Annotated in this window: 22 protein-coding genes; 19 read left to right on the top strand and 3 right to left on the bottom strand. The window is 61.5% G+C overall.

Annotation, left to right across the window (positions count from 1 at the left end):
* Positions 1-5: 5 nt before the first annotated feature.
* From AD663_RS25845 to gspM, 17 genes are all read left to right on the top strand, one after another.
* Positions 6-1,589 (top strand): AAA family ATPase, encoded by a 1,584-nt coding sequence (locus tag AD663_RS25845; RefSeq protein WP_003186608.1) that lies wholly within the window; start codon positions 6-8, stop codon positions 1,587-1,589.
* 350 nt (positions 1,590-1,939) lie between these two features.
* Positions 1,940-6,388 (top strand): glutamate synthase large subunit, encoded by a 4,449-nt coding sequence (gene gltB, locus AD663_RS25840; RefSeq protein ID WP_003186606.1) that lies wholly within the window; start codon positions 1,940-1,942, stop codon positions 6,386-6,388.
* A 33-nt stretch (positions 6,389-6,421) separates the two neighbouring features.
* Positions 6,422-7,840 carry an FAD-dependent oxidoreductase gene (locus AD663_RS25835; protein ID WP_003186604.1) on the top strand — a complete coding sequence of 473 codons (1,419 nt, stop codon included), beginning with the start codon at positions 6,422-6,424 and terminating at the stop codon, positions 7,838-7,840.
* A 252-nt stretch (positions 7,841-8,092) separates the two neighbouring features.
* On the top strand, positions 8,093-9,160 hold the full coding sequence (gene hemE, locus AD663_RS25830) for a uroporphyrinogen decarboxylase (protein ID WP_053214764.1): 1,068 nt from the start codon (positions 8,093-8,095) through the stop codon (positions 9,158-9,160).
* A gap of 343 nt (positions 9,161-9,503) precedes the next feature.
* Positions 9,504-10,970: an N-acetylglucosamine-binding protein GbpA gene (gbpA, locus tag AD663_RS25825; RefSeq protein ID WP_003186601.1), complete on the top strand. Its 1,467-nt coding sequence runs from the start codon at positions 9,504-9,506 to the stop codon at positions 10,968-10,970.
* 65 nt (positions 10,971-11,035) lie between these two features.
* A complete protein-coding gene (locus tag AD663_RS25820) occupies positions 11,036-11,581 on the top strand; it encodes a cytochrome b (protein ID WP_003186600.1) in 546 nt (181 codons plus the stop codon).
* Complete coding sequence (locus tag AD663_RS25815) at positions 11,578-12,117, top strand: type II secretion system protein N (RefSeq protein WP_053214763.1); 540 nt, start codon at positions 11,578-11,580, stop codon at positions 12,115-12,117. Before AD663_RS25820 ends, AD663_RS25815 begins: the two co-directional genes overlap by 4 nt.
* A complete protein-coding gene (gene gspD / locus AD663_RS25810; RefSeq protein WP_053214762.1) occupies positions 12,114-14,027 on the top strand; it encodes a type II secretion system secretin GspD in 1,914 nt (637 codons plus the stop codon). Before AD663_RS25815 ends, gspD begins: the two co-directional genes overlap by 4 nt.
* Entirely contained in the window at positions 14,024-15,487 is a 1,464-nt protein-coding gene (gene gspE / locus AD663_RS25805) for a type II secretion system ATPase GspE (RefSeq protein WP_003186597.1), read from the top strand. Before gspD ends, gspE begins: the two co-directional genes overlap by 4 nt.
* 4 nt (positions 15,488-15,491) lie before the next feature.
* Positions 15,492-16,700: a type II secretion system inner membrane protein GspF gene (gene gspF, locus AD663_RS25800; RefSeq protein ID WP_003186596.1), complete on the top strand. Its 1,209-nt coding sequence runs from the start codon at positions 15,492-15,494 to the stop codon at positions 16,698-16,700.
* Between the two features lie 3 nt (positions 16,701-16,703).
* Entirely contained in the window at positions 16,704-17,159 is a 456-nt protein-coding gene (gspG, locus tag AD663_RS25795) for a type II secretion system major pseudopilin GspG (RefSeq protein ID WP_003186595.1), read from the top strand.
* Positions 17,160-17,161: 2 nt separating this feature from the next.
* A complete protein-coding gene (gene gspH, locus AD663_RS25790; RefSeq protein ID WP_003186594.1) occupies positions 17,162-17,629 on the top strand; it encodes a type II secretion system minor pseudopilin GspH in 468 nt (155 codons plus the stop codon).
* Positions 17,622-18,008 carry a type II secretion system minor pseudopilin GspI gene (gspI, locus tag AD663_RS25785; RefSeq protein ID WP_003186593.1) on the top strand — a complete coding sequence of 129 codons (387 nt, stop codon included), beginning with the start codon at positions 17,622-17,624 and terminating at the stop codon, positions 18,006-18,008. The genes gspH and gspI overlap by 8 nt, the downstream gene beginning before the upstream one ends.
* Complete coding sequence (locus AD663_RS25780) at positions 18,001-18,534, top strand: type II secretion system protein GspJ (protein WP_003186592.1); 534 nt, start codon at positions 18,001-18,003, stop codon at positions 18,532-18,534. Before gspI ends, AD663_RS25780 begins: the two co-directional genes overlap by 8 nt.
* Positions 18,531-19,376 (top strand): general secretion pathway protein GspK, encoded by an 846-nt coding sequence (locus tag AD663_RS25775; RefSeq protein WP_003186591.1) that lies wholly within the window; start codon positions 18,531-18,533, stop codon positions 19,374-19,376. Before AD663_RS25780 ends, AD663_RS25775 begins: the two co-directional genes overlap by 4 nt.
* Positions 19,376-20,479 carry a type II secretion system protein GspL gene (gene gspL, locus AD663_RS25770; protein ID WP_003186590.1) on the top strand — a complete coding sequence of 368 codons (1,104 nt, stop codon included), beginning with the start codon at positions 19,376-19,378 and terminating at the stop codon, positions 20,477-20,479. Before AD663_RS25775 ends, gspL begins: the two co-directional genes overlap by 1 nt.
* On the top strand, positions 20,479-20,940 hold the full coding sequence (gene gspM, locus AD663_RS25765) for a type II secretion system protein GspM (protein WP_003186589.1): 462 nt from the start codon (positions 20,479-20,481) through the stop codon (positions 20,938-20,940). The genes gspL and gspM overlap by 1 nt, the downstream gene beginning before the upstream one ends.
* A 24-nt stretch (positions 20,941-20,964) precedes the next feature.
* Here gspM and AD663_RS25760 read toward each other — a convergent pair whose 3' ends face one another.
* Entirely contained in the window at positions 20,965-22,221 is a 1,257-nt protein-coding gene (locus AD663_RS25760) for an MFS transporter (RefSeq protein ID WP_371261246.1), read from the bottom strand.
* A 140-nt stretch (positions 22,222-22,361) separates the two neighbouring features.
* Here AD663_RS25760 and AD663_RS25755 point away from each other — a divergent pair, with 140 nt between their 5' ends.
* On the top strand, positions 22,362-23,294 hold the full coding sequence (locus AD663_RS25755) for a LysR family transcriptional regulator (protein WP_003186587.1): 933 nt from the start codon (positions 22,362-22,364) through the stop codon (positions 23,292-23,294).
* Between the two features lie 65 nt (positions 23,295-23,359).
* On the opposite strand, the gene AD663_RS25750 is transcribed toward AD663_RS25755, so the two are convergent.
* Positions 23,360-24,316: an alpha/beta fold hydrolase gene (locus AD663_RS25750; protein WP_003186586.1), complete on the bottom strand. Its 957-nt coding sequence runs from the start codon at positions 24,314-24,316 to the stop codon at positions 23,360-23,362.
* 660 nt (positions 24,317-24,976) lie between these two features.
* Here AD663_RS25750 and AD663_RS29470 point away from each other — a divergent pair.
* Entirely contained in the window at positions 24,977-25,276 is a 300-nt protein-coding gene (locus tag AD663_RS29470) for a hypothetical protein (RefSeq protein ID WP_225970849.1), read from the top strand.
* Between the two features lie 158 nt (positions 25,277-25,434).
* Here the strand turns inward: AD663_RS29470 and AD663_RS25740 are convergent, their stop codons facing one another.
* Positions 25,435-25,764, bottom strand: a complete 330-nt coding sequence (locus tag AD663_RS25740) for a DUF6124 family protein (protein ID WP_033046330.1) — start codon at positions 25,762-25,764, stop codon at positions 25,435-25,437.
* Positions 25,765-25,834 lie beyond the last annotated feature (70 nt).

Here is a 25,834-nt window from a genome sequence, read left to right as displayed (position 1 = left end):
TTCCGATGACTAGTTTGCATGCCGACGAGGCGTTCCTCGGCCATTTTCAGTTGAGTCATGACCCTTTCGCTCCTCGGGTTCCGGGCTTCAAGTTCTTCCCTGCCCAGCGCAAGCCGGTGCTGGGTCAGTTGCATCACCTGGCGCGCTACAGCCAGTTGCTCCTGGTGGTCACCGGCCCCCAGGGCAGCGGCAAGACCTTGCTGCGCCAGGCCCTGGTGGCCAGCACCAACAAGCAGTCAGTGCAAAGCGTGGTGGTGTCTGCCCGCGGTGCTGGCGATGCCGTCGGAGTGTTGCGCCAGGTGGCCCAGGCACTGAATGTCGGCCAAGCCGAGGTCGGCGCGATTGTCGACCAGATCGTGCAACTGGCGCTGACCGGGCAGGAAGTCTATCTGCTGGTGGACGACGCCGAGCAACTCGACGAGTCGGCCCTCGAAGCCCTGCTGGCCCTGGCGGCCGGTGCGCCGGAAGGCCGTCCGCATGTGTTCCTGTTCGGTGAGTCGTCGTTGATCGCCGATCTGGATCAATTGAACCTCGAAGAAGAGCGCTTCCACGTCATCGAGCTGGCGCCCTACACCGAGGAAGAGACCCGCGAATACCTTGCCCAGCGTCTTGAAGGTGCTGGCCGGGGTATCGAACTTTTCACCGCCGATCAGATCTCTGAGATTCACGAAAGCTCCGACGGCTGGCCTGGGAACATCAACCAGGTTGCCCGCGATGCTCTGATCGAAGTCATGATTGCCAGCCGCTCTGCGGTGAAGCGTCCAAGTATGGGGTTCAATATGCCGAAGAAACACGTATTGGCGATTTCCGCCGTGGTCGTGGTCGCGGTCGCCGCCGCCTGGCTGATGCCGGGTCGCAACAAGGCGCCAACCACGGGTACGCCAGCCAACGAACAGGCACAACTGCCCCTCGGCCAGGGCACGCCGAAACCCAACGGTGGGGCGCCGGCAGTGGAATTTGCCGGTAACACCCAGCCGATGCCGCTACCGCTGGTCGGCCAGTCGCAGCCGGTAATGCGTGGTCCCCTGGCCGAAGCTGCCGGCGGCATCACCGAAGGCGACGACGGCGCAGCCCCGCCAATTGACGACAGCAGCGACACCCCGCCAACCGTGACCACTACGGCACCGCCTGTGGGCGTGCCGGCCGGCCCAGCGCCGACGCCCGCTCCGGCGCAGCCTGCCAAGCCGACCCCGGCGCCTACCCAAGTGGCAACCGCCAAGCCTGCACCGGTTCCGGCGCCTGCGGCCAAACCGGCGGCACCGGCGCCAGCGGCCAAGCCAGCTGCCCCGGCCAAGGCCGCTGGCGGCAACTGGTACGCCGGTCAGGCGCCAGGCAACTACGTGGTGCAGATCCTCGGCACCAGCTCTGAAGCGACGGCGCAAAACTTCGTCAAGGAACAGGGCGGGGAGTACCGCTATTTCAAGAAAGTGCTCAATGGCAAGCCGCTGTATGTCATCACCTACGGCAGCTTTGCCAACCGTGATGCAGCCGTTTCCGCCATCAAGGCCTTGCCAGCGAAGGTTCAGGCTGGTAAACCTTGGCCTCGCACTGTCGCCAGCGTCCAACAGGAACTGGCAGCAACTCGCTGAAGATTCGGCGGCCTTACCCAGGCCGCCTCTCCCGGCAACCTCAAAATTTCCACAAGGGCGAGCGACCTTTCAGGCCGCGCGCCTTGTGGTGTCTGCGTCACAGTAGCGTTTGAGTCGTAGCGGTCGAACCCAAAAAAGTTTTGACTAGCACAGCATATAGCTTTAAACCTTTCACAAATGCGACATGGATTTGCGACAGTTCGTCGTCAAATTTGTGAGCCCCTGTGTCGGTGTGTACAATGACCTCCCTTTTGCCCCCGCAAAGCTGGCGTACGTTCGGCGCGGTATGCAACTGGTTGAATTGAAAAGAAATTTGCCTCGATGAGAGGCAGCCTGGTGAGAAAGTGTCTATGAAAGCAGGTCTGTACCAACCAGATGAATTCAAGGATAACTGCGGTTTCGGCCTGATAGCTCATATGCAGGGCGAGCCCAGCCATACCCTTTTGCAAACGGCCATTGAGGCCTTGACCTGCATGACCCACCGCGGTGGGATCAACGCCGACGGCAAGACCGGTGACGGTTGTGGCTTGCTGATTCAAAAACCCGACGAGTTCCTGCGTGCCGTTGCCCAGGAAACGTTTGGTGTGACCCTGCCCAAGCAGTACGCCGTGGGCATGGTGTTCTTCAACCAGGACCCAGTGAAGGCACAGGCCGCTCGCGAAAACATGAACCGCGAGATCCTGGCTGCCGGCCTGCAACTCGTCGGCTGGCGCAAAGTGCCGATCGACACCAGCGTCCTCGGCCGCCTGGCGCTTGAGCGCCTGCCGCAGATCGAACAGGTGTTCATCGCCGGCGAAGGCCTGAGCGACCAGGACATGTCGATCAAGCTGTTCAGTTCCCGTCGTCGCTCGTCGGTGGCCAACGCTGCCGACACCGATCACTACATCTGCAGCTTTTCCCACAAGACCATCATTTATAAAGGCCTGATGATGCCGGCGGACCTCACCGCCTTCTATCCAGACCTGAGCGACGAGCGCCTGAAAACCGCGATCTGCGTGTTCCACCAGCGTTTCTCCACCAACACGCTGCCGAAATGGCCGCTGGCCCAGCCATTCCGCTTCCTCGCCCACAACGGCGAGATCAACACCATCACCGGCAACCGCAACTGGGCCGTGGCTCGTCGCACCAAGTTCGCCAACGACCTGATGCCGGACCTCGAAGACCTCGGCCCGCTGGTCAACCGCGTGGGTTCCGACTCTTCGAGCATGGACAACATGCTCGAACTGATGGTGACCGGCGGCATCGACCTGTTCCGTGGCGTGCGCATGCTGGTACCGCCGGCGTGGCAGAACGTCGAGACCATGGACCCGGACCTGCGGGCCTTCTACGAATACAACTCCATGCACATGGAACCGTGGGATGGCCCGGCCGGTATCGTCATGACCGACGGTCGCTATGCCGTGTGCCTGCTGGACCGTAACGGCCTGCGTCCGGCGCGCTGGGTCACGACCACCAATGGCTTCATCACCCTGGCGTCGGAAATCGGCGTCTGGAACTACCAGCCTGAAGACGTCATCGCCAAGGGCCGCGTAGGCCCGGGCCAGATCTTTGCCGTGGACACCGAAACCGGCCAGATCCTCGACACCGACGCCATCGACAACCGTCTCAAGTCCCGTCATCCGTACAAGCAATGGCTGCGCAAGAATGCCCTGCGCATCCAGGCGACCATGGAAGACAACGACCACGGCTCGGCTTTCTACGACGTCGACCAGCTCAAGCAGTACATGAAGATGTACCAGGTGACGTTCGAAGAGCGTGATCAGGTGCTGCGTCCGTTGGGCGAGCAGGGCTACGAAGCGGTCGGCTCCATGGGCGATGACACGCCGATGGCCGTGCTATCCCAGCGTGTGCGCACGCCGTACGATTATTTCCGCCAGCAGTTCGCCCAGGTGACCAACCCACCGATCGACCCGCTGCGTGAAGCGATCGTGATGTCCCTGGAAATCTGCCTGGGTGCCGAGCGCAACATTTTCCAGGAGTCGCCGGAGCACGCCTCGCGGGTAATCCTCAGCTCGCCGGTCATCTCGCCCGCCAAGTGGCGCTCGTTGACCAACCTCGACCGCCCGGGCTTCGCGCGCCAGGTCATCGACCTGAACTACGACGAAAGCGTCGGCCTGGAAGCGGCGATCCGCAACATCGCCGATCAGGCTGAAGAGGCCGCTCGCGCGGGTCGTACCCAGATCGTGCTGAGCGACCGTCACATCGCGCCGGGCAAGCTGCCAATCCACGCTTCGCTGGCCACCGGCGCGGTGCACCATCGCCTGACCGAAAAAGGCCTGCGCTGCGACTCCAACATTTTGGTAGAGACCGCCACCGCCCGCGATCCGCATCACTTTGCGGTGCTGATCGGTTTCGGTGCCTCGGCGGTGTATCCGTTCCTGGCCTACGAAGTGCTGGGCGACCTGATCCGCACCGGTGAAGTGCTGGGCGACCTCTATGAGGTATTCAAGAACTACCGCAAGGGCATCACCAAGGGCCTGCTCAAGATCCTGTCGAAGATGGGCATCTCGACCATTGCCTCGTACCGCGGTGCGCAATTGTTCGAGGCCATTGGCCTGTCCGAAGAAGTCTGCGAGCTGAGCTTCCGTGGCGTGCCGAGCCGCATCAAGGGTGCGCGTTTCGTTGACATCGAAGCCGAACAGAAAGCCCTGGCGGCCGAAGCCTGGAGCCCGCGCAAACCGATCCAACAGGGTGGGCTGCTGAAGTTCGTCCACGGTGGCGAATACCACGCCTACAACCCGGACGTGGTCAATACCTTGCAAGCCGCCGTGCAGCAGGGCGACTACAGCAAGTTCAAGGAATACACCGCGCTGGTGGATAACCGTCCGGTGTCGATGATCCGTGACCTGCTCAAGGTCAAGACCCTCGACACGCCGCTGGATATCAACGAAGTGGAACCGCTGGAATCGGTGCTCAAGCGCTTCGATTCGGCCGGTATTTCCTTGGGAGCCTTGTCCCCCGAAGCCCACGAAGCCCTGGCTGAAGCCATGAACCGCCTCGGTGCGCGTTCCAACTCCGGCGAAGGCGGCGAAGACCCGGCGCGCTACGGCACCATCAAGAGTTCGAAAATCAAGCAGGTCGCCACCGGCCGCTTCGGTGTGACGCCGGAGTACCTGGTCAACGCTGAAGTGCTGCAGATCAAGGTTGCCCAAGGCGCCAAGCCGGGTGAGGGTGGTCAACTGCCTGGCGGCAAGGTCAACGGCCTGATTGCCAAGCTGCGCTATGCGGTACCGGGCGTGACCCTGATCTCGCCACCGCCGCACCACGATATCTACTCGATCGAAGACTTGTCGCAGTTGATCTTCGACCTCAAGCAGGTCAACCCGAAGGCGCTGGTCTCGGTGAAACTGGTGGCGGAAGCCGGCGTGGGCACCATCGCTGCTGGTGTGGCGAAAGCCTATGCCGACCTGATCACCATCTCCGGTTATGACGGCGGTACCGGTGCATCGCCGCTGACCTCGATCAAATACGCGGGCGCGCCGTGGGAACTCGGCCTGGCCGAAACCCACCAGACGCTGCGCGGCAACGACTTGCGCGGCAAGGTCCGGGTGCAGACCGACGGCGGCCTGAAAACCGGCCTGGACGTGATCAAGGCGGCCATTCTCGGCGCCGAGAGTTTCGGCTTCGGCACCGCACCCATGATCGCCCTGGGCTGCAAATACCTGCGCATCTGCCACCTGAACAACTGCGCCACCGGCGTGGCCACCCAGAACGACAAGCTGCGCAAGGACCATTACATCGGTACTGTCGACATGGTGGTGAATTTCTTCACCTACGTGGCCGAAGAGACCCGTGAATGGCTGGCGAAGCTGGGCGTGCGCTCCCTCGAAGAGCTGATCGGTCGTACCGATCTGCTGGAGGTGCTCGAAGGCCAGACCGCCAAGCAGCATCACTTGGACCTGACTCCGTTGCTGGGCAGCGATCTGATCCCGGCGGACAAGCCACAGTTCTGCCAGGTCGACCGCAACCCGCCATTTGACAAGGGCGAGTTGGCCGAGAAGATGGTCGACATGGCCGCTTCGGCGATCAACGACCTGAGCGGCGCCGAATTCGCCCTGGATATCTGCAACTGCGATCGTTCCATCGGCGCGCGGATCTCCGGCGAAATCGCCCGCAAGCACGGCAACCAGGGCATGGCCAAGGCGCCGGTCACCTTCCGGTTCAAGGGCACCGCAGGCCAGAGCTTCGGCGTCTGGAACGCTGGCGGCCTGAACATGTATCTGGAAGGCGATGCCAACGACTACGTGGGCAAGGGCATGACCGGCGGCAAGCTGGTCATCGTTCCGCCCAAGGGCAGCGTCTACAAGACCCAGGACAGTGCCATCATCGGCAACACCTGCCTTTACGGCGCCACGGGCGGCAAGCTGTTCGCCGCCGGCACCGCAGGCGAGCGTTTTGCCGTGCGTAACTCCGGGGCCCACACGGTGGTGGAAGGCACGGGTGATCACTGCTGCGAGTACATGACCGGTGGTTTCGTCTGCGTCCTGGGCAAGACCGGTTACAACTTCGGCTCTGGCATGACCGGCGGTTTCGCCTACGTGCTCGACCAGGACAACACCTTCGTTGACCGGGTCAACCACGAACTGGTGGAAATCCAGCGGATCAGCGGCGAGGCGATGGAAGCCTATCGCAGCCACCTGCAAAACGTGCTGAACGAGTACGTCGCGGAAACCGACAGCGAGTGGGGTCGTGAACTCGCCGAAAACCTCGATGACTACCTGCGTCGTTTCTGGCTGGTCAAGCCCAAGGCTGCCAACCTGAAGTCGTTGCTTTCCAGCACTCGTGCCAACCCGCAGTGATATGCGCCTGAAGAGTTTGATGAGGTTTTAACAATGGCTGAACGTCTGAATAACGACTTCCAGTTCATCGATGTCGGGCGCAAGGATCCGAAGAAGAAACTGTTGCGTCAACGCAAGAAAGAGTTCGTGGAAATCTACGAGCCTTTCAAACCCCAGCAGTCGGCCGACCAGGCCCACCGCTGCCTGGGTTGCGGTAACCCGTATTGCGAATGGAAGTGCCCGGTGCACAACTTCATTCCCAACTGGCTGAAGCTGGTGGCCGAGGGCAACATCCTCCAAGCCGCCGAGCTGTCCCACCAGACCAACACCCTGCCGGAAGTTTGCGGCCGGGTGTGTCCCCAGGATCGCCTGTGTGAAGGTGCTTGCACCCTTAACGACGGTTTTGGCGCGGTGACCATCGGTTCGGTGGAGAAGTACATCACCGACACCGCGTTCGCCATGGGCTGGCGCCCGGACATGTCCAAGGTCAAGCCGACCGGCAAGCGCGTGGCGATCATCGGCGCAGGCCCGGCGGGCCTGGGCTGTGCCGACGTGCTGGTGCGTGGCGGCGTGACCCCGGTGGTGTTCGACAAGAACCCGGAAATCGGCGGCCTGCTGACCTTCGGCATCCCCGAGTTCAAGCTGGAAAAGACCGTGCTGAGCAATCGCCGCGAAGTCTTCACCGGCATGGGCATCGAGTTTCGCCTGAACACCGAGGTGGGCAAGGACGTGACCATGGAGCAACTGCTCGAAGAATACGATGCGGTATTCATGGGCATGGGCACCTACACCTACATGAAGGGCGGCTTTGCCGGCGAAGACCTGCCGGGCGTCTATGACGCATTGGATTTCCTCATTGCCAACGTCAACCGCAACCTGGGCTTTGAAAAGTCGCCGGAAGATTTCGTCGACATGAAAGGCAAGAAGGTCGTTGTGCTCGGCGGCGGCGACACGGCAATGGATTGCAACCGCACATCGATCCGTCAGGGCGCCAAGTCGGTGACCTGCGCCTACCGTCGTGACGAAGCCAACATGCCCGGCTCGCGCAAAGAGGTGAAGAACGCCAAGGAAGAAGGCGTGAAGTTCCTCTACAACCGCCAGCCGATCGCCATTGTCGGTGAAGACAAGGTCGAAGGTGTGAAGGTGGTCGAGACCCGTCTCGGCGAACCGGACGCCCGTGGCCGTCGCAGCCCCGAGCCGATCCCCGGTTCCGAAGAGATCATCCCGGCCGACGCCGTGGTCATCGCCTTCGGTTTCCGCCCAAGCCCGGCGCCTTGGTTCGAGCAGTTCAGCATCCAGACCGACAGCCAGGGCCGCGTCGTGGCCCCGGAGCAAGGCCAGTACAAGCACCAGACCAGCAACCCGAAGATCTTCGCCGGTGGCGACATGGTCCGGGGTTCCGACCTGGTGGTGACGGCGATCTTCGAAGGCCGTAATGCGGCGGAAGGGATCCTGGATTACCTGCGGGTCTGACTTCGTCCCTGGATTGAAATGCACTAAAAGTGTGGGAGCGGGCTTGCTCGCGAATACGGATTTTCAGTCAATATTTATGTTGTCTGACACACCGCTTTCGCGAGCAAGCCCGCTCCCACAGGTATTTTGTTGTGTTGCGAATATTGCGTACCACCGCGACAAATTGCCCCGATAGATAAAAGGCACGGCTCTTGCCGTGCCTTTTGCGTCGCGCTCTGAGAAAATGCCCGCACTTTTTTTGCGGATGCCGACATGACTGCCCTGAAGAACGACCGTTTCCTTCGCGCCCTGCTCAAGCAACCTGTGGACGTCACCCCTGTTTGGATGATGCGCCAGGCCGGTCGCTACCTGCCGGAGTACCGCGCCAGTCGCGCCAAGGCCGGCGACTTCATGAGCCTGTGCATGAACCCGCAGTTCGCCTGCGAAGTCACGATGCAGCCGCTGGATCGTTATCCGCAGCTGGACGCGGCGATCCTGTTTTCCGACATCCTCACCATCCCCGACGCCATGGGCCAAGGCCTGTATTTCGAAACCGGCGAAGGCCCGCGCTTCAAGAAAGTCGTCAGCACCCTGGCCGACATCGAGGCCCTGCCGATTCCCGATCCGCAGAAGGACCTGGGTTACGTCATGGACGCGGTCAGCACCATCCGCCGCGAACTCAACGGCCGCGTGCCGCTGATCGGTTTTTCCGGCAGCCCCTGGACCCTGGCCACCTATATGGTCGAAGGCGGCTCGTCGAAGGACTTCCGCAAGACCAAGGCGATGCTCTACGACAACCCGCAAGCGATGCACCTGCTGTTGGACAAGCTGGCCCAGTCGGTCACGTCCTACCTCAACGGCCAGATCCTCGCTGGTGCGCAGGCGGTGCAGATCTTCGATACCTGGGGCGGCAACCTGTCGGCGGCGGCTTACCAGGAATTTTCCCTGGCCTACATGCGCAAGATCGTCAGCGGCCTGATCCGCGAGCACGAAGGTCGCAAAGTCCCAGTGATCCTATTCACCAAGAACGGCGGGCTGTGGCTGGAAAGCATCGCCGACGTTGGCGCCGATGCCCTGGGCCTGGACTGGACCTGCGACATCGGCAATGCCCGCGAACGTGTCGGCCATAAAGTCGCCCTGCAGGGCAACATGGATCCGACCGTGTTGTACGCCAAGCCTGACGCCATCCGGGCTGAAGTCGGACGTATCCTAGCCAGCTACGGCAGCGGCAGCGGCCATGTGTTCAACCTCGGCCATGGCATCACCCCGGAAGTCGACCCGGAACACGCCGGTGCTTTCCTGCGGGCGGTGCATGAGCTGTCGGCGCAATACCACGTCTGATTCAACCTGATTGCCCCAGCCTGTCCGGCCCAGTGCCCGACAGGCTTTTTATTGCCTGCCTTGTCGTCGAGCCATTCAACATGAGCGCCGTCCGCTATTTGATCGGGCGTAGCTGTTTGTTGCGTTTAACAAATATTTCTCTTGATAAGAAGTTTCTCTTTTTATGTAAGAGAAATAGATTCAGAGATCATTCCTTCTGGTTTGAGAGATTTATCCTACATAGAGAAAGTTCGACTTTCTATAAGGTTCGGCGCTTGTGAGGTGTGGTGCTGAACGGTCCAGTGCGCCCTCGCAAGTTGACGGTAATACGTCGTTCAAACTCGATGAATAGTCTGGAACTTATATGAAAAACAACTTCAACAAGAGTGCTGTTTTAACGGGGGGCGCATCGTCATTGGTTTTGTTGTCGGCCCTGCTGACGTCGCAAGGCGTGTTCGCCCACGGGTACCTTGAAGTACCGCCTTCGCGCGCATTTTTGTGCCAGAAAGGTGAAAACAAGAATTGTGGTGGCGCGCAGTACGAGCCTCATAGCACTGGAGAAACGTTCAAGGGCTTCCCGAATGGAGCCGGCGGCGCCCCGCTGCAAGGGCCAATCGACGGTAAAATCGCCAGTGGCGGTAACTCGTTGTTTTCCGCCCTGGATGCGCAGTCGGCAACTCGCTGGCAACTGACCGATATCCGAGATCGCAACATCGACTTTCAATGGCGATACATCGCCCCGCATCCGGCGACCAAACACGAATATTTCATTACCCGCGACGGGTGGAATCCGAACGTGCCGCTCAAGCGTGCATCGTTCGATAGCGCACCGTTCTGTACGATCGATGGCGGTCATCAAAATCCAGTAAGTGGTGCCAAGCACAGTTGCGTGATTCCCGACGGCAAGACGGGCCACCACGTCATCCTGGCGGTCTGGACCGTTGGCGACACCGACGCCGCATTTTATAACCCTGCGGATGTGAACATCCTCGCTGAAGCCGCGTTGCCGGGTGGCTGGTCGCCGGTAGGCAGCATCGCTCCGTCGACCCAGTTGCTGGTGGGCGACAAGGTCAAGGCGCGGGCATTCTCCGCCTCTGGCGAGAACACCGAATACAGCGTGCAAATCAGCATCGACAACGCTGAAGAAGGCAAGTCTGAAAACTGGTCGTTCAAACTGGCCGACGCCATCAACAAAGCCCATCCTCTGATTCGTGCCGGTATCCGTGACGACGACGGCAATATCACGCCGATCAAGGGCACCAACAAGCTGTACGCTCAGAAAGAAAGCGGCGTGACCCGCTATGAAGTGCAGTTGGACATGCGTGAAGACGCCGCCGCCAGCATGAAGATCTCCTCGCTGCAGCCAGAGTACGTGCTCGACAAAGGTCGGGTCAGCATGACGTTCACGGCGCAGACCAACCGCAAGATGAACCTCGAAGCCACGTTGTTCGATGAGAAGAACAAGCAGGTGGGTGTCGTGAGCCAGACGGCGAATGACGGCAGCACAGGCCTGAACCTGGACGTGCGCAGCGCCCCGGGCGCTCACACCCTGACGTTGGTAGGAACGACTGAAGACGGACGTACCACTCGCCAGGACACTCAGTCGGTGACCCTGACCGGCGAGGGCGCAGGCATCGAGTACGACTTCGTTTTCCCTGAGGGCATCTCTGACTACACCGTCGGTACCAAAGTGCTGCAACCCAAGACTGACGAAGTCTTCGAGTGCAAGCCGTTCCCCGCGTCCGGCTATTGCAAGCAGTACAGCCCAACGTCGAACGGTTTTGAACCAGGTGTCGGCGCCTCCTGGCAAAGCGCCTGGGACAAGCTGTAAGTCCTGACAGGCACGGCTCCAGGCAGTCCGCATGGGTTGCCTGGAGCCTTTAGGTGAGCGCGCTGATGCATTCCAATTATTCCAGGCGACGGGTGCTGCTGCATTGGCTGTCGGCCGTCATTATTTTATGGGCGCTGGTGTCCGGTTTTTACGTGGCTTACCTGCCGGTGTCGGCTGCGACCGAACATTGGGTCGGGTCGCTGAATGTGTCGCTGACAACGTTGTTCATTCCGTTGTTTGCGTGGCGAGCGTGGCTGTTTGTCCGCGCTCCAAGACCCTGTGTCAGTGTGCTTTCATCGGTTCAAAGGCTGGCCTTGGCGGTACACGCGCTGATCTACCTGACCATTGGCGTCGTGCTGGTGACCGGCGTGCTGATGATGAAAAGCCCCATCAGTATTTTTGGCCTTGTTCGAATACCCCAGCCGCTCGGCGACCCGTCGTTGATCGAATTGGCCAACACGGCCCACGTCCTGTCTTGCGTGGTGCTGTCGATACTCGTCGCGCTGCACCTCTGCGCGGTGGCCTGGCATGAGTATTCCGGGCGTAGGGTGGTGCGGCGAATGACCTTCGCCAAGCCCGCGGGCGCGACCACCGGGCGAGCGCAAAAGTGAAGTGTTCTTTCAAGGCCGGCAGCCGTTTGCCAACGGCACTGCTGGTGCTCGCCCCGCTGTTGTATGGGGGATTCCTGGCCGAGCAGGAGTGGCGATATCGCCAGGCATTGGCCCGTGATATGCCGGTGATTGCCGACGCACCGACCGTTGCGGTTCGCGAGCTGCCGAACGTGCAAGCGGTGGCGACGGTGCTCGGTCTGGTCCCTGAAAGTGCCCGCGCGCCCAGCGCCGAGCCGATCACCTTGCAGGCCAGTTTTGTCGCCGGCGAAGGCTTGTCGCGGGCGCTGCTGGCGGATGCCACGGGCCCGCGCATGTATCAGGTAGGCGAACGTTTGCCCGGTGGCAGCGTGCTGCGGCGGGTCGAGGCCAGTCATGTGACGTTGTGGCGCAACGGGCGCGAAGAGCGCTTGCCCTTGAAGCCAGAGGCCCAAGCCATGCTGCGCCGCTTGGGCACTGAAGAGGGACGCCCGGCAATGCTTGCTTCCCCGCAATACCTACGCCCGGTGGCCGGGCAATCAGAGCGATCGCATAAATGAACAGTTCTATCCAGGGCCGCGTATCGCGTGTCCTGTGCTGCCTTGCCGTGGCTTGTCCATTGATGTTCCCGGGTGCGCTGCGGGCTGAGCAAGCCCAATGGCAACTGGCGATGAACAACGCGGAATTGCGCGACGTGGTCGAGGAGTTCTCGGCGATCCTGGGCAAGACCGTGGTGCTCGATCCTCGGGTGTCAGGGCGCATTACCGTCATGTCCCGCGAGGCACTGGATCGCGAGGGCGTGCGCCGGTTGTTCTACTCGGTGCTCGATGCCCACAACTTCACCGTGATCGATGAAGGCGAGCGGATCCTGATCACTCCCGTCAGCGATGCCAAGACGCGCGCCGGTAACGATGCCAAAAGTGCCACGCCGTCGCAGTTCGTCACCCGAGTCCTCGACCTGCAATCGAGCATTGCCGCCGACATCGCCGGGCTGGTGCGGCCGTTGGTATCGGCCAATGGCTACGTCGGTCCCTCGGTTTCGTCCAACGCCTTGGTGGTCACCGACACGGCCGCCAACGTCCAGCGCATCGCCGCAGTGGTGCAGCAGTTGGACGCTGGCCGCAACCGCAACCATGTGGTGGTGCGCTTGCAGCACGCCCAGGCCGCGGACATCGGACCGCTCATGGAGGCCTCGGGTGGCAAGCGCGAGGGCGACACCGCAGGCCTGGTGATTGCCGACGTACGCAGCAACCGCCTGGTGATCATCGGCGCCCCGGCGGTGCGCCAGCGCCTGGTCGACCTCGCCCGGACCTTGGACGTCCCGGCGGTCGCCTCCCAGGACAACGCGCGGGTCATTCGCCTGCGCCACAGCGATGCCAAGCAATTGGCCGAGGTGCTGGAAACCATCGGACAGGATAGAAAAACCGCACCGACACTGGCTGGCCAACGGGAAAAGAATCCGTCGAGCCCATTCATGATCAAGGCTGACGAAAGCCAGAATGCCCTTGTGTTGATCGCCGAACCGGCCCAGATCCGCACCATCGAAAACATCGTCCGTGAGCTGGACCAGCCTCGGGCGCAGGTGCTCATCCATGCGGCAATCGTCGAGGTCTCCGGTGATATCGCCGAGGCGCTGGGCGTGCAGTGGGGGCTCAACAGCGGCAGCGCGACCGGGTTCGTCAATTTCCCCGGAACCGACATCCCCATCATCGGCGGGCTCAAGGAACTGGATAAAACCACGGAAGGCGCGCTGCTGCGGCTCGGCACAGACCGCTTCAGCGCGCTGGTGACGGCGCTGGCGAGCGATACCCACAGCAATCTGTTGTCGACCCCCAGCTTGCTGACCCTGGATAACCAAGAAGCGGAAATCATCGTCGGCCAGAACGTCCCGTTCAAGACCGGCTCCTACGCCACCAGCGGCAATGGTGCGGACAACCCCTTCACCACCGTGGAGCGCAAGGACGTCGGCATCAGCCTCAAGGTCAAGCCGTATATCAACGAAGGTTCCACCTTGCGTCTTGAAGTCCAGCAGGAAGTCTCGGACATCGCGCCGTCGGTTTCCGGCGTGGCCTCTTCGGACTTGATCACCAACAAGCGCGCCTTGAAGAGCACGATCCTGGCGGACGATGGCGAGATCATCGTGATCGGCGGCCTGATCCGCGACAGTGTCCGAACCCAGCAAAGCGGTGTGCCGCTGCTGCGCAGTATCCCTTACCTGGGCGCGCTGTTTCGCTGGAACCGCGACACCCAGACCAAAAGCAACCTGATGGTATTCCTGCGCCCGACCATCGTGCGCAGCCACGCGGACCTGGCCGAAGTGAGCCAGCAGCGCTACGACGCGCTGCGGGAATTGAGCAAGCCGGGCTCGCGCAAGAACAATTCGCTGCTGCTGCCCCGGGACGCCCGCCAGCTGTTCGAGCCGTCCACCCCGGCGGCCGATTCGCGTCCCCAGCACTCGGGTGACTTGTGAGTGAGTCGTTGCCCTTTGGTTTTGCCAGGCGCCAGGGGGTGTTGCTGGAAGGCCAGGGGCCAACCTTGAGTCTGGTCATGCGCCGCGACACGCCCTTGAGCGCCGTCGCGGAAGTCACGCGCCTGTGTGGTCGGGATTTGCCCATCCAGGTCCTGGAGCCGGCGCAGTTCGCCGCGCGCCTGGCCAGCGTCTACCGCCAGGGCCAGAGCGCCGCCGAGCAGGTTGCCCAAGGCCTGGACGAGGAACTGGACCTGCTCAGCCTGGCCGACCAGATACCGCAGACAACCGACCTGTTGGAACAACAGGGCGATGCGCCGATCATCCGCCTGATCAATGCCCTGCTCAGCGAAGCGGTGCGCGAACACGCTTCGGACGTGCACCTGGAAACGTTCGAGCAATACCTCTCGGTGCGCATGCGCATCGACGGCCAGCTTCAGGAAATGCTCCGCCCTCGGCGGGAGTTGGCGAACCTGTTGGTGTCGCGGATCAAGGTCATGGCACGCCTGGATATCGCCGAGAAACGCGTGCCCCAGGACGGGCGAATGGCGTTGCGGTTGGCCGGCCATGAAGTCGATGTGCGTGTCTCCACCCTGCCTTCGGCCCATGGCGAGCGCGTGGTGTTGCGCCTGCTCGACAAGCAGGCCGGTCGCCTCGATCTACAGCGCCTGGGCCTGCCCGACGATACCCTGGCGAGCCTGCGCCAGTTGCTCGGCAAACCCCACGGCATCGTGCTGGTCACCGGCCCCACGGGCTCGGGAAAAACCACCAGCCTGTACGCGGCGCTGAGCAGCATCAACGATCAGACCCGCAACATCCTCACGGTCGAGGACCCGATCGAATATCACCTGCCGGGCATCGGCCAGATGCCGGTCAATCCCAAAGTCGACATGACGTTCGCCCGTGGCCTGCGGGCAATTCTGCGCCAGGACCCGGACGTGGTGATGGTCGGCGAAATACGCGACCGCGAGACCGCCGAAATCGCCGTCCAAGCTTCCCTGACCGGTCACTTGGTGCTCTCGACCCTGCACACCAACACCGCTGTTGGCGCGGTGACGCGGCTGGTGGACATGGGCGTGGATGCCTATCTGTTGGCGTCTTCCCTGGCCGGCATCGTCGCCCAGCGATTGCTGCGCACCCTGTGCCCGTTTTGCAAGACGCCCTATGTGGCTGATGCCGCCACGTGTCGGCGCCTGGGGCTTGAAACCAATGCCGCGCCACGGTTGTTCAAGGCCCGGGGCTGCGAGCAATGCCAGAAAGGTTATCGGGGACGCTTTGGCATCTATGAGCTGGTGACTGTGAGCGCTGCCCTGTCGCAATTGATCCATCAAGGCGCCACTGAGCAGGCGCTGGCCCTTGAGGCGCGCAAGAGCTCCCGCAGCCTGTTCCAGGACGGACGGCAACGGGTGCTGGAAGGCCTGACCAGTGTCGATGAACTGCTGCGCATCACCCAGGAGGATTAGCGCCATGCCGACCTTCGACTATCGGGCCGAAGACGCCCAAGGCCGGCGCTGCAAGGGGCGGCTGGACGCCGACAGCCCTCGCCATGCCCGGCAACTGTTGCGCGAGCGTGGCCTGCTGCCGTGGGAACTGCACGAAGGCGGGCCACAACGGGCCTTGGGGGCCGGTCATGCCGGAGGACGCCTGAATGCGGCGGACCTGGCGTTGCTCACGTTGCAACTTTCCACCTTGATCCAGGCCGGCCTGCCCCTTGAAGAATCACTTGGGGCCGTGGCCCAGCAGAGCCAGAAACGTCGTATTGCCCATCTCTTGTCGGCGGTGCGCAGCCGTGTGATGGAAGGCCATGCGTTGGCGACGGCACTGAGGACATTTCCCCAGGCGTTCCCCGAGCTGTTCTGCGCCACGGTTGCGGCGGGCGAACAATCCGGACACTTGGGCCAGGTGCTGGAACAGCTGGCGACCTACACCCAGGCACGCCAGGCATCGCGCCAGCGCATCCAATTGGCCCTGGTGTATCCGCTGATCCTGATGCTGGCCTGCGTCTCGATCGTCGCGTTCCTGCTGGGTTACGTGGTGCCGGATGTGGTGAAGATTTTCATCGACAGCGGCCAGCCCTTGCCCTGGCTGACCCAGGCATTGATCGCCGTGAGCGATGGGCTGCGCCGCTATGGACTGTTGTTGCTCGGGGCGCTGGCTGGGCTGATTGGGCTATGGCGCTGGAGCCTGCGCCAGACGGTGTGGCGCCTGCGCTGGCATCGCCTGCTGCTCAGGCTGCCCTTGTTGGGCGACGTACTGCGGGCGATGGAAGCGGCCCGGTTCGCCAGCACTCTGGCGATCCTGAGCAAAAGCGCCGTGCCGCTGGTGGAAGCCTTGCACATCGCCGCGCAGGTGATCGGCAACCTGACCATTCGCGCCCGCATGGCCGACGTCGCCCGTTCGGTCCGTGAAGGCGGGACCCTGACCCGTGGCCTGGAGCTGGGCGGCGATATCCCGCCGCTGATGCTGCACATGATCGCCAGCGGCGAACGGGCCGGCGAACTCGACCGCATGTTGGCCAAGGCTGCCGAACAACAGGAGGCCAGCCTCGCGGCGCGCATTGCGCTGGTGGTGAGCCTTTTCGAACCAGCCATGTTGGTCCTGATGGGTGGCGTGGTGCTGCTGATCGTCATGGCCATCCTGCTGCCTATCTTGAGCCTCAACCAATTGGTGAACTGACCCATGAAACTTCAAAACAACCGACCTGCACGTCGCCAACGCGGCTTTACCCTGATCGAAATCATGGTGGTGGTGGTCATCATCGGCGTGCTGGGCGCCATTGTCGTGCCGCAGTTCATGAGCCGGCCCGACCAAGCCAAGGCCACGGCGGCGCGGACCGATATCCAGGCGATTGCCACGGCGCTGGAAATGTATCGCCTCGACAATTTCCAATATCCCTCGACCCAGCAAGGCCTGGAGGCGCTGAGCAAACGCCCGTCCGGCACGCCCGCGGCAAGAAACTGGAACCCCCATGGCTATTTGAAAAGCCTGCCGATCGACCCCTGGGGCACGCCTTACCAGTATCTCAATCCTGGCCACAAATCTGCCGATGGCAGCTATGACCTGTACTCGCTGGGCGCCGACGGCTTGCCGGGTGGGGATGGAATGGCAGCCGACATCGGCAATTGGGCCGAGTGAAGATGGGCCGTCGTTGTCGGGGCTTTACCTTGCTGGAACTGATGGTCGTCATCGTTCTGATTGGCGTATTGGCGAGCATGGTCAGCCTCGCCCTCGGCCCGAGCCCGGCCCGTGAGTCCCGTCAGCAAGCCGAGGACTTCGTCCGTGCGGTGCAGCAATTGCGCGAACGAGCGGTGCTGGAGGGGCAGGAATATGGGCTGCGGATACAGCGTGGCGGCTATCAGGCCATGCGATTCGAGGCCAGGGATTGGACTGCCGTGGCGGCGATTTACCGGTTGCCCGAAAACCTGACCCTTGGGCTGGAGCAGGACGGTCACGTCGTGCCCCTCGATGATGCCCAGGGCCCGCCGCAATTGCTGATGCTCAGCAGTGATGAGATCAGCCCGTTCAGATTGTTCATCCGAGCCTTCGGCCAGCCGGTTGCGCAGGTGTCGAGTGATGGTTTGGCGGAGCCGTCGATCGATGCGTGATACTCGCAGGCTGGCCGCCGGTTGCCAGGGGTTCACTTTGTTGGAGGTCATGATTGCCCTGGCGATATTCGCCACGGTGGCGGCGGCTGTGCTCTCGGCCAGCCAGTTCGTGCTCAAGCAAAGCGCCGGGCTCGAGGATCGCCTGTTCGGCGCCTGGCTGGCGGACAACCAGTTGAGCGAACTGCGCCTGCAAGCCGCTACGTCGCCAGGGCAACAGTTGCTGGACCGACACCTGGATCGTCGCGACTGGACCCTGCAACAGCGAATCGCGCCAGCCAATGACCCGCGTCTGCTCCAGGTCGAGATCCAGGTCAGCCGCGCCGGTAGCCCGATGGTCGTGCACCGCACCACCGGGTGGATCCGCAATCGCCATGAATAAACAGTCGGGCTTCACCTTGTTGGAACTGGTCATCGCCATCGCCATTTTTGCCCTGCTCGGCCTGGCCGGTTGGCGTTTGTTCGATGGCGCGGTGCGTGCCCAGCAGGGCGCTGGCCAACATGAGCGCGAGATCCGGGCCTTGCAGCGTGCCGTGGCGGTGATCGAACGGGATGTGTGGCAGGCCGTCGACGGTACTGTCGTGCTCACGCAGGGACATCTGCAACTGCAGCGCAGCCATTGGCGCAACCCACTGGACCAGCCGCGCAGTGAGCGACAAACGGTGGACTATCGACTCGAGGGCGCCGCGTTGTGGCGCGACAGTGTCGGTGAAGGCACGACCCGCGAGCAGCGGCAAAAACTGCTCGAAGGCGTACACAGCCTCGATTGGCGTGTGTTCGATCCGCAACGGGGTTGGCGCGGCGACACGGTGCGTGATACACCGCCGTTGGCGCTGGAATTGATCCTGTCGACGGGGCGTTTCGAACAGGTCCGTCGCGTGCTGCTGTTGCCGGGGGCGTTGCCATGAATCGACAACGAGGCGTGGCGCTGATCAGCGTGTTGCTGGTGCTGAGCCTGGCGCTGCTGCTGGTCGGTGGCATGCTGCGCAGTCATCGCCTGTTGCTCAAAAGCAGCGCGCAGCAGTTGCAACAGGTCCAACTGCGGCAGTTGGGGTTGGCCGGTGAAGCCTGGGCCCAGGCGAAGCTGGAAGGCAGTGCGATTACGCCGTCCGGGCCCGTGGACCTGAGCCAGGATTGGGCTCGGTTCGAGCCGGTATTCGAAGTGGAAGACGCCAGGCTTCATATCGATATCGAGGATTTGTCCGGGCGCTTGAACCTCAACGCGTTACTGGCCCGGGGCCAAATCGACCCAGTCACCCTCGGCCGTTGGACGCGGTTGCTCGCTTCGCTGGATCTACCGCCGCTGGTGTTGCCTCAGGTCGGGGCGGTCAAGGAGTTGAGTCAATTGCGTTTGTTGCCAGACATGGATGGCCAGACGCTGCGCCGCCTGGAACCCTGGGTGGTGCTGCTGCCCAAGGAGGCGCGACTGAACATCAATACCGCACCGCAGCGATTATTGATGACCCTGGACGGCATGGAGGCCGAGCCGGCCAAGGCGTTGATCAGCCAACGCGCGCAAGCGCCCTACACCAGTGTGCAGGCCTTTACCAACGACCCGTTGCTGTCCGGATTGGGCCTCAGCAGCCATGGCCTGGGGGTCAGCAGCCGCTGGTTCCGCATCACCGTGAGCGTGACGCACGCAGGCAGCCGCCTGCGCCTGGCCTCGGATATCGAGCGTAACCCCTTAACCGGACGCTGGACGGTGCTCCAGCGTCGTTTCCTGCCCATCAGCCCCAACGAGCGTCCTTGATGAAAACCTGGCTTTACCTGACCGCTGACGGCTTGAGCGCGCCTTGCGCCAATTGGCCCTGCTGCGTGTGGTCGCCAGCGGGCGAACGGCGTTGCATGCCCTTGCACGAAGCGGCCCGCGAGCTGCATGGGCATGTCGTCGATGTGTTGTTGCCGATGGAAATGTGCAGCGGGTTGCGCAGCGAGCCGTGGCCCTCACGGCGCCATCCCCGACCCCAGGCGCTTGCGTTCGCCATCGAAGAGCAACTGAGTGAGAACCTGGAGGCGCTGCACATCAGCGTCGGCCCACGGGATCGTCAACAGCGCTATCCGCTGATCGTGACCCAGCGAGCCCGATTCCAAGCGTTGCTGGCCCTGCTCGCTGAGCAAGGAATCGATGTGGGTACAGTGCATGTCGATGCCGATCTGTTGCCTGACGACAAGGCGTATGGCGTGCGCTGGTTCGGTCGCTGGTTGCTGGGCGGCGCGCTGTCGGCGCGGCTGTCGTTGTCCGCCCGAGCCTTGGCGGCGCTCAAGCCGGGCTTGCCCGAGGACATGCATTGGCTGGATGAAACACGAGATTGCCAGGGCATCGATGACTGGCTACTGAGCAGCGGTGGACATTCCATCGATCTGTTGCAGGGTGAGTTTCGTCGGCGTCGCCGGCCTCTGCCTTGGCGCGGTGCGGCGGTGGCTGCGCTGGGAGCACTGGTGCTCAGTTGGGCTTTCAATGAGGCCCGGGTGCGGTTCCTTGAGAGCGAAACCCGGCGCCTGTATGCCCAGGCGGAGCAGCAATTCAGGTCGCTGTATCCCGGGCAAAGCCGGATCGTCGACCTGGCGGCACAATTCCAGGCCTTGCAGAGCCGAGGTGGGCCGCCTCGGGACACTCAAGTTGCGCGGCTGGTGCGTCTCACGGAGCAGGTCATTGGCGCCAGCAATGTCGAGGTGCAGCGCATCGATTTTCGTGAAGGCGAAGGCTGGAAGATCCAGTTGACGGCCAATAGCTTCATCGAACTCGAACAGTTGCGCGAGCGCGGACAGCAAAACGGGCTGCCCCTCGCATTGGGCAGCGCCAGTAAGCAGGACAATCGGGTGCAGGCCATCCTCACGCTGGAGGACAGTTGATGAACGTCAATGCATGGCGGGGCTTGATGCAGGCGTGGGGGAGGTTGTCACGTCGTGAGAGAGGTTTGTTGCTGGGACTGGCCGCTCTGGTGTGGGTGGCGGTGGGTTATACCTCGATCTGGCAACCCACCCGGCAACGGCTGGACATTGCCGAACGACAGTATCGCCAGCAGGCCGAACTGAGCGCCCGGATCCAGCGCGCCGAGCCCGTCCGGGACATGAGCGCCGCTACACGGCCCTTGTCGGTGCGAGCCAGTGACAGTGCGACGGCGGCGGGGTTGGACATGGCCGAAATGCAGATCGACGGCGACTCGTTGCGACTCACCGTCAGCGGCGATGCCAGCCGGTTGCTTCATTGGTTGGATCAACACGAGCGGGACGGCACGGCGTTGCAGTCGTTGAGCCTGGAAGCGCGGGACGGGGTGCTTGAGGCGCGGGTGGTGTTGGGCCAGATCAACTAAAACTGTTCGAATTGGGGACCTGGTCTAAACCTGAACATTCCCCGGCAGCAACGGCAATTTCGCCAGTTTTACCGCCACCCACAACGCCACCGCGAGCAAGCTGCCGATGAACAGGCCGATCCCGTTCCAGCCTGCCAGATGCCAAGCTACGCCGCCTGCCGTGCCCGCGACGCTTGAACCGGCGTAATAGCTGAACAGGTAAAGCGACGAGGCCTGCCCCTTGGCTTTGAGGGCACGACGACCGATCCAACTGCTGGCGACCGAGTGGGCGCCGAAGAAACCGAAGGTGAACACCAGCATGCCCAGGACAACCAGCCACAGCGGCGTGGCCATGGTCAGCGCAAGGCCGGCGAGCATCAGGGCGATGGTTGCCCAGAGCATCTTGCGACGACCGAGCTTGTCTGCCAGCGCGCCGACTTTCGCCGAGCTGTAGATGCCCGACAGATACACCACCGACAGCAAACCGACGAAGGCCTGATCCAGGTGATACGGCTCGGCCAGCAGGCGGTAGCCGATGTAGTTGAACAGCGTGACGAATGCGCCCATCAAGACGAAGGCTTCCAGGAACAGCAGCGGCAGGCCGGCGTCGCGAAAGTGCATGGTGAAACCGTCCAGCAGGCTGCGCGGGTGCAGCGAGCGGGGACGGAAGTTACGCGACTCGGGAAGGATCCTCCAGAACACCGCCGCCGCAATCAGGGCCAGGCCGCCGATCACCAGCATTGCCGTGTGCCAGCTGACAAAATCGATCAATACCCCAGTAATCAGGCGTCCGCACATGCCGCCGATGGCGTTGCCGGCGATGTACAGCCCCATCGCCAGGCCAATGTGTTTGGGATGGATTTCTTCACTCAGATAGGTCATCGCCACCGCCGCCAATCCGCTCAACGACAGCCCCACCAAGGCGCGTAGCAGTAACACGCCGTGCCAGGTCGGCATCATCGCGCTGGCGATCGTGCACACCGATGCGGCGAACAGCGCCGCGACCATCACTGGCTTGCGGCCGATGCGGTCGGAAATCGGGCCGGTGATCAACAGGCCGATGGCGAGCAGGCCGGTCGCCACCGACAGGATCAGGCTACTTTGCGCCGCATTGACGGAGAACTCCCTGGACAACAGCGGCATCATCGGCTGCACGCAATACAGCAGGGCGAACGTTGCAAAGCCACCGCTGAACAGCGCCAGCACCGTGCGCATGAACTTCGGCGTGCCTTTTTCGATGTAAATGTCTTTGAGTTCGGCGACGGCGTCATCCTGCACACGAGGCGGGATTTCATGGGCCAATGGAGCGAGAGCAGTTTTCACGGTGGACCTCAGCGAAGCACGGCCAGGCAGGCAATGGAAAAAGCATATAGCCGGGTAATCTTTCTATCCAATATATTGTTCGACCTGTTTAAGACGTTTTACGACCTATTGGATTGCCCATGGAATTGCGTCACCTGCGCTACTTCATCGCCGTCGCCGAAGAACTGCATTTCGGCCGGGCCGCCCTGGCCCTGGGTATTTCCCAGCCTCCTTTGAGCCAGCAGATCCAAGCCCTGGAGCAGGAGATTGGCGCGCGGTTGTTCGAGCGCACCAATCGTCGGGTCGAATTGAGCGAGGCCGGGCGATTGTTCCTCGAAGAGGCACGCCGGGTATTGGCCCAAGTCGACAAGGCGGCTGACGTGGCCCGCCGTGCCCAGTTGGGGGAACTGGGCGAGCTGAAAATCGGCTTCACCTCTTCGGCGCCATTCAACTCCACCATTCCCCAGGCGATATTCGCCTTTCGCCAACGCTTTCCGGCCGTGCACCTGAACCTGCGGGAAATGAGCAGCACCCAGGTGGCCGATGCGCTGCTGGATGACGCGATCGAGGTGGGCATCATGCGTCCGCTGCCATTGCCCGACTCCCTCAGGGAAATCGAACTCAGTCGCGAACCCCTGGTGGCTGTGCTCAGTGCCAAGCATCCCCTGGCCCAGGGCAATGAAGAAGGCCTGTTTCTTTCGGCATTGGCCCAGGAACCGTTCGTGTTCTTCCCCCGCAGCTACGGCAGCGGCCTCTATGCCCAACTCCTGAGCCTGGCCCGCGACGCTGGCTTCAGCCCGCATTTCGCCCAGGAAGCCGGCGAAGCCATGACCATCATTGGCTTGGTCGCGGCGGGGCTTGGCGTTTCGGTATTGCCAGCGTCTTACCAACGCATGCGTATCGATGGCGTGGTCTACCGGCCGCTGCTCGACCCGGCGGCGGTCTCGGCGGTGTGGCTGGTGCAGCGCAAGGACCAGCGCTCGCCGATGGCGAAGGCGTTTGTGGCGTTGTTAAACGATGGGGTGGAGTTATCGACGCAAGCATCTCTCAATCTTGCGGAACGCTCCAAGTGATCCGGGCTCTGGCTAAGTGTGAAAAAGGGCTCAGACTTTTTTGTACAGGCTGTACCGTCCGATCATTATCTATTTCGCAAAAACGCCAAAATCGCCTCGCGGGTAGCCTGCGTTTGTTCTTCCAGCACCCAATGCCCGGTGTCTACCAATATCAATGAATGCGGTTGTGTAGCGATGCACAAGGCCTGCTCGGCCAAGGTCTTTCCTCTCGAATGGTCACCGCCGATGGTGAGCACAGGAACAGTCAGTTTATTCTTGGAAAACTCCTGGTTGTCATTCGCATCATCCGTTATCCAGGCTGAATACAGCTTGAAGGCGGCTTCCATGCGTCCGGGCCGGGAGTAGTCTTCCACCAGCGCCTGTCGCACCTCATCTGGCACTTTGTCGTTGCCTTCGAAGACAAAATCATCAAAAAACATGTCCAAGTAGGTTTTTTCCTGCCCTCGGATCATGCGGATGGCCGTTTCGCCAAAAAAGCGGAAGTGCCATTTGCTCGCAATGCCGGCCGCAGGGTTCCCGTTATAAGCGGTTTCCCAGCCGGGGATACCTGGAATGAATCCATCCATCAATATGATGTGTTTGGTTTCTTCGGGATATAACGCTGCGTAGGCGTAGGCAATGATTAACCCCATGTCGTGACCTACGATATCGACCTGCTTGATATTCAGCAGCGTTACCAGCTCGTGTAAGTCATGTGCCATGTTTTTTTTGTCGTAGCCACTGATGGATATATCTGTTTCTCCAGCACCGCGATAATCAGGAATGATCAGCGTAAAGTCGGCACGCGCCAGTGCACCTACCAACGGCTCCCAATTACGCCAGCTGCCTGGAAACCCATGCACCAGCAGAACTGGGTGTTGGCCATCACCGCTCATAAGGTAGTGCAGGCGAATGCCGTTCACGTATGCATAGGCACGTGTAAGTTCCACGCCGTCAATAACGACGCTGTTTTGTTTCCCCGAAGAGGATGTGGCGTGGTTGGTAGACATGGCTGCGCGGCCGGACCAGGCTATTGTGTCCATCAATTTTTTATCCATGTCTGGAGCCAGGTTAATGTTTCTGAGGCGCGTGTTGCGGCTCATAAGGCCGAGCGGTTTACCGACTGTTGCCCCAACGATGTCTAAAAGACTGGAGCTATCCCGGATCCCCTCGATACTGTCAGAGCTGACAGTTCCGACAAGTGGCAAAAAAAGCGCTGCTCCAATTGAATCAGCAGAAGAGGGGCGGGTGGAAAATAAGGTGTAACTTGCGTAAGGCTCCTCCCGACTGTAGGAAATCGCGCGTTCCTAGTTACGACGTTTCCTGTTCGCTACAGATGCCGTGTTTTTGGGGTTGCGACTCGCCAGCGCTGCAATGTTTTATTCATTATTTCGAGTCATCCGGCTCAGTGCGCCTTCCCGACGGAAAGGGACGCTGCCTGAAACCCCTGAATAAGGCCCCTGGAAATGCGTCCATCTTTGCATGCCCCTTACACCAACGAAATCTCTCATGAATCGCTCCGCCATTTGGATGACTTGTATTTGGTGCAACGGCAACTGGAGGGTTGCGACGAAACAGTCGTGGCCTTTATTAATCGTCAAAAATCTTAAGTCGAAGCTCATCCTCCACTCGCTATTTACCGAGTAGCCACTGAGGGTAGCCAGACTCGTAACGGCGGAACGGTCCAGCAAGCGTCATCGTCGTTGCGGTTCACCTTGGATAATGGCTGGAAAATACGAGCAGCGCAGAAAGGCGACCAGGTTGTGTACGCCGATGGCAGCACGGCGCGGATCGTAACCGCCGCCGGGGAAGCCAACAGCAACATTGCGCTGGTCGGCAGCCGCCTGAGCAATGGCGACGAGATCATCAATACGCTCCAGAGACGTTTCTTTATCATCGTGCGTGAAGGCGTGCCGATGGCAGAGGATTTCTTGCCCGCGCTTAAGCTGGCGGATGTTCACCGCCTGCACTCGAAGACGATGAGGGGGGAGTCCAATGAATGAGGAATGCCTGTGAGAGCGAGCCTGCTCGCGATGACGGCACAGCCATTCTCACCGGTACTGACCAGGCGCTCCCCCAAAGGTATTTCGCTTAATTGATCGGCATCCTCCCAACGGCTGGGTCACGGCATGGACACAGTACGGTAGGCCGCGATTTCATCTCAGCGTTGGTTGTTCAACAGTGCGTCAGCGCGCCCTCGGGGCGGGGCCAGGTTGTCCAGGGCGCGGTTGACCAGTAACTCGCCCAACACGGCCAGCTGTTGGATGGCCAGCGCCACGTTGCGCCGTGGGCCTTGCAATTCGCAGGCGAGGTCGGCGGTCATGACGTTGAGCGAGGTAAGGGTTTCGCAGGCGTGGCAAAGCAGGGACTCGGTGTCGACATCCGGAATGATCATGAACACATGACTGGCAGGCTCGGGACGGCCAGGGTCGTACATTCGGGAGTCGTCGAAGTCTGGGGACTCAGGGAGGTTGGGGGGTGTCCTGTTCATGTTGAGCTCCTTGCAAGATTTAAGGGGCGTCACTCTTATTTGTCCAGCCGGACTATGTATTGACTGACGG

Source organism: Pseudomonas sp. Q12-87 (genome assembly GCF_001269755.1).
GTDB lineage: Bacteria > Pseudomonadota > Gammaproteobacteria > Pseudomonadales > Pseudomonadaceae > Aquipseudomonas > Aquipseudomonas fluorescens_S.
This window is presented reverse-complemented; position numbering and strand designations above follow the sequence as displayed.

What these genes read in the sequence shown, in the direction of transcription:
- AD663_RS25845 (WP_003186608.1), top strand. Translation starts at nt 6, where the DNA reads ATGACTAGTTTGCATGCCGACGAGGCGTTCCTCGGCCATTTTCAGTTG.
- gltB (WP_003186606.1), top strand. Translation starts at nt 1,940, where the DNA reads ATGAAAGCAGGTCTGTACCAACCAGATGAATTCAAGGATAACTGCGGT.
- AD663_RS25835 (WP_003186604.1), top strand. Translation starts at nt 6,422, where the DNA reads ATGGCTGAACGTCTGAATAACGACTTCCAGTTCATCGATGTCGGGCGC.
- hemE (WP_053214764.1), top strand. Translation starts at nt 8,093, where the DNA reads ATGACTGCCCTGAAGAACGACCGTTTCCTTCGCGCCCTGCTCAAGCAA.
- gbpA (WP_003186601.1), top strand. Translation starts at nt 9,504, where the DNA reads ATGAAAAACAACTTCAACAAGAGTGCTGTTTTAACGGGGGGCGCATCG.
- AD663_RS25820 (WP_003186600.1), top strand. Translation starts at nt 11,036, where the DNA reads ATGCATTCCAATTATTCCAGGCGACGGGTGCTGCTGCATTGGCTGTCG.
- gspD (WP_053214762.1), top strand. Translation starts at nt 12,114, where the DNA reads ATGAACAGTTCTATCCAGGGCCGCGTATCGCGTGTCCTGTGCTGCCTT.
- gspF (WP_003186596.1), top strand. Translation starts at nt 15,492, where the DNA reads ATGCCGACCTTCGACTATCGGGCCGAAGACGCCCAAGGCCGGCGCTGC.
- gspG (WP_003186595.1), top strand. Translation starts at nt 16,704, where the DNA reads ATGAAACTTCAAAACAACCGACCTGCACGTCGCCAACGCGGCTTTACC.
- gspH (WP_003186594.1), top strand. Translation starts at nt 17,162, where the DNA reads ATGGGCCGTCGTTGTCGGGGCTTTACCTTGCTGGAACTGATGGTCGTC.
- gspI (WP_003186593.1), top strand. Translation starts at nt 17,622, where the DNA reads ATGCGTGATACTCGCAGGCTGGCCGCCGGTTGCCAGGGGTTCACTTTG.
- AD663_RS25780 (WP_003186592.1), top strand. Translation starts at nt 18,001, where the DNA reads ATGAATAAACAGTCGGGCTTCACCTTGTTGGAACTGGTCATCGCCATC.
- AD663_RS25775 (WP_003186591.1), top strand. Translation starts at nt 18,531, where the DNA reads ATGAATCGACAACGAGGCGTGGCGCTGATCAGCGTGTTGCTGGTGCTG.
- gspL (WP_003186590.1), top strand. Translation starts at nt 19,376, where the DNA reads ATGAAAACCTGGCTTTACCTGACCGCTGACGGCTTGAGCGCGCCTTGC.
- gspM (WP_003186589.1), top strand. Translation starts at nt 20,479, where the DNA reads ATGAACGTCAATGCATGGCGGGGCTTGATGCAGGCGTGGGGGAGGTTG.
- AD663_RS25755 (WP_003186587.1), top strand. Translation starts at nt 22,362, where the DNA reads ATGGAATTGCGTCACCTGCGCTACTTCATCGCCGTCGCCGAAGAACTG.
- AD663_RS25750 (WP_003186586.1), bottom strand. Translation starts at nt 24,316, where the DNA reads ATGGACACAATAGCCTGGTCCGGCCGCGCAGCCATGTCTACCAACCAC.
- AD663_RS25740 (WP_033046330.1), bottom strand. Translation starts at nt 25,764, where the DNA reads ATGAACAGGACACCCCCCAACCTCCCTGAGTCCCCAGACTTCGACGAC.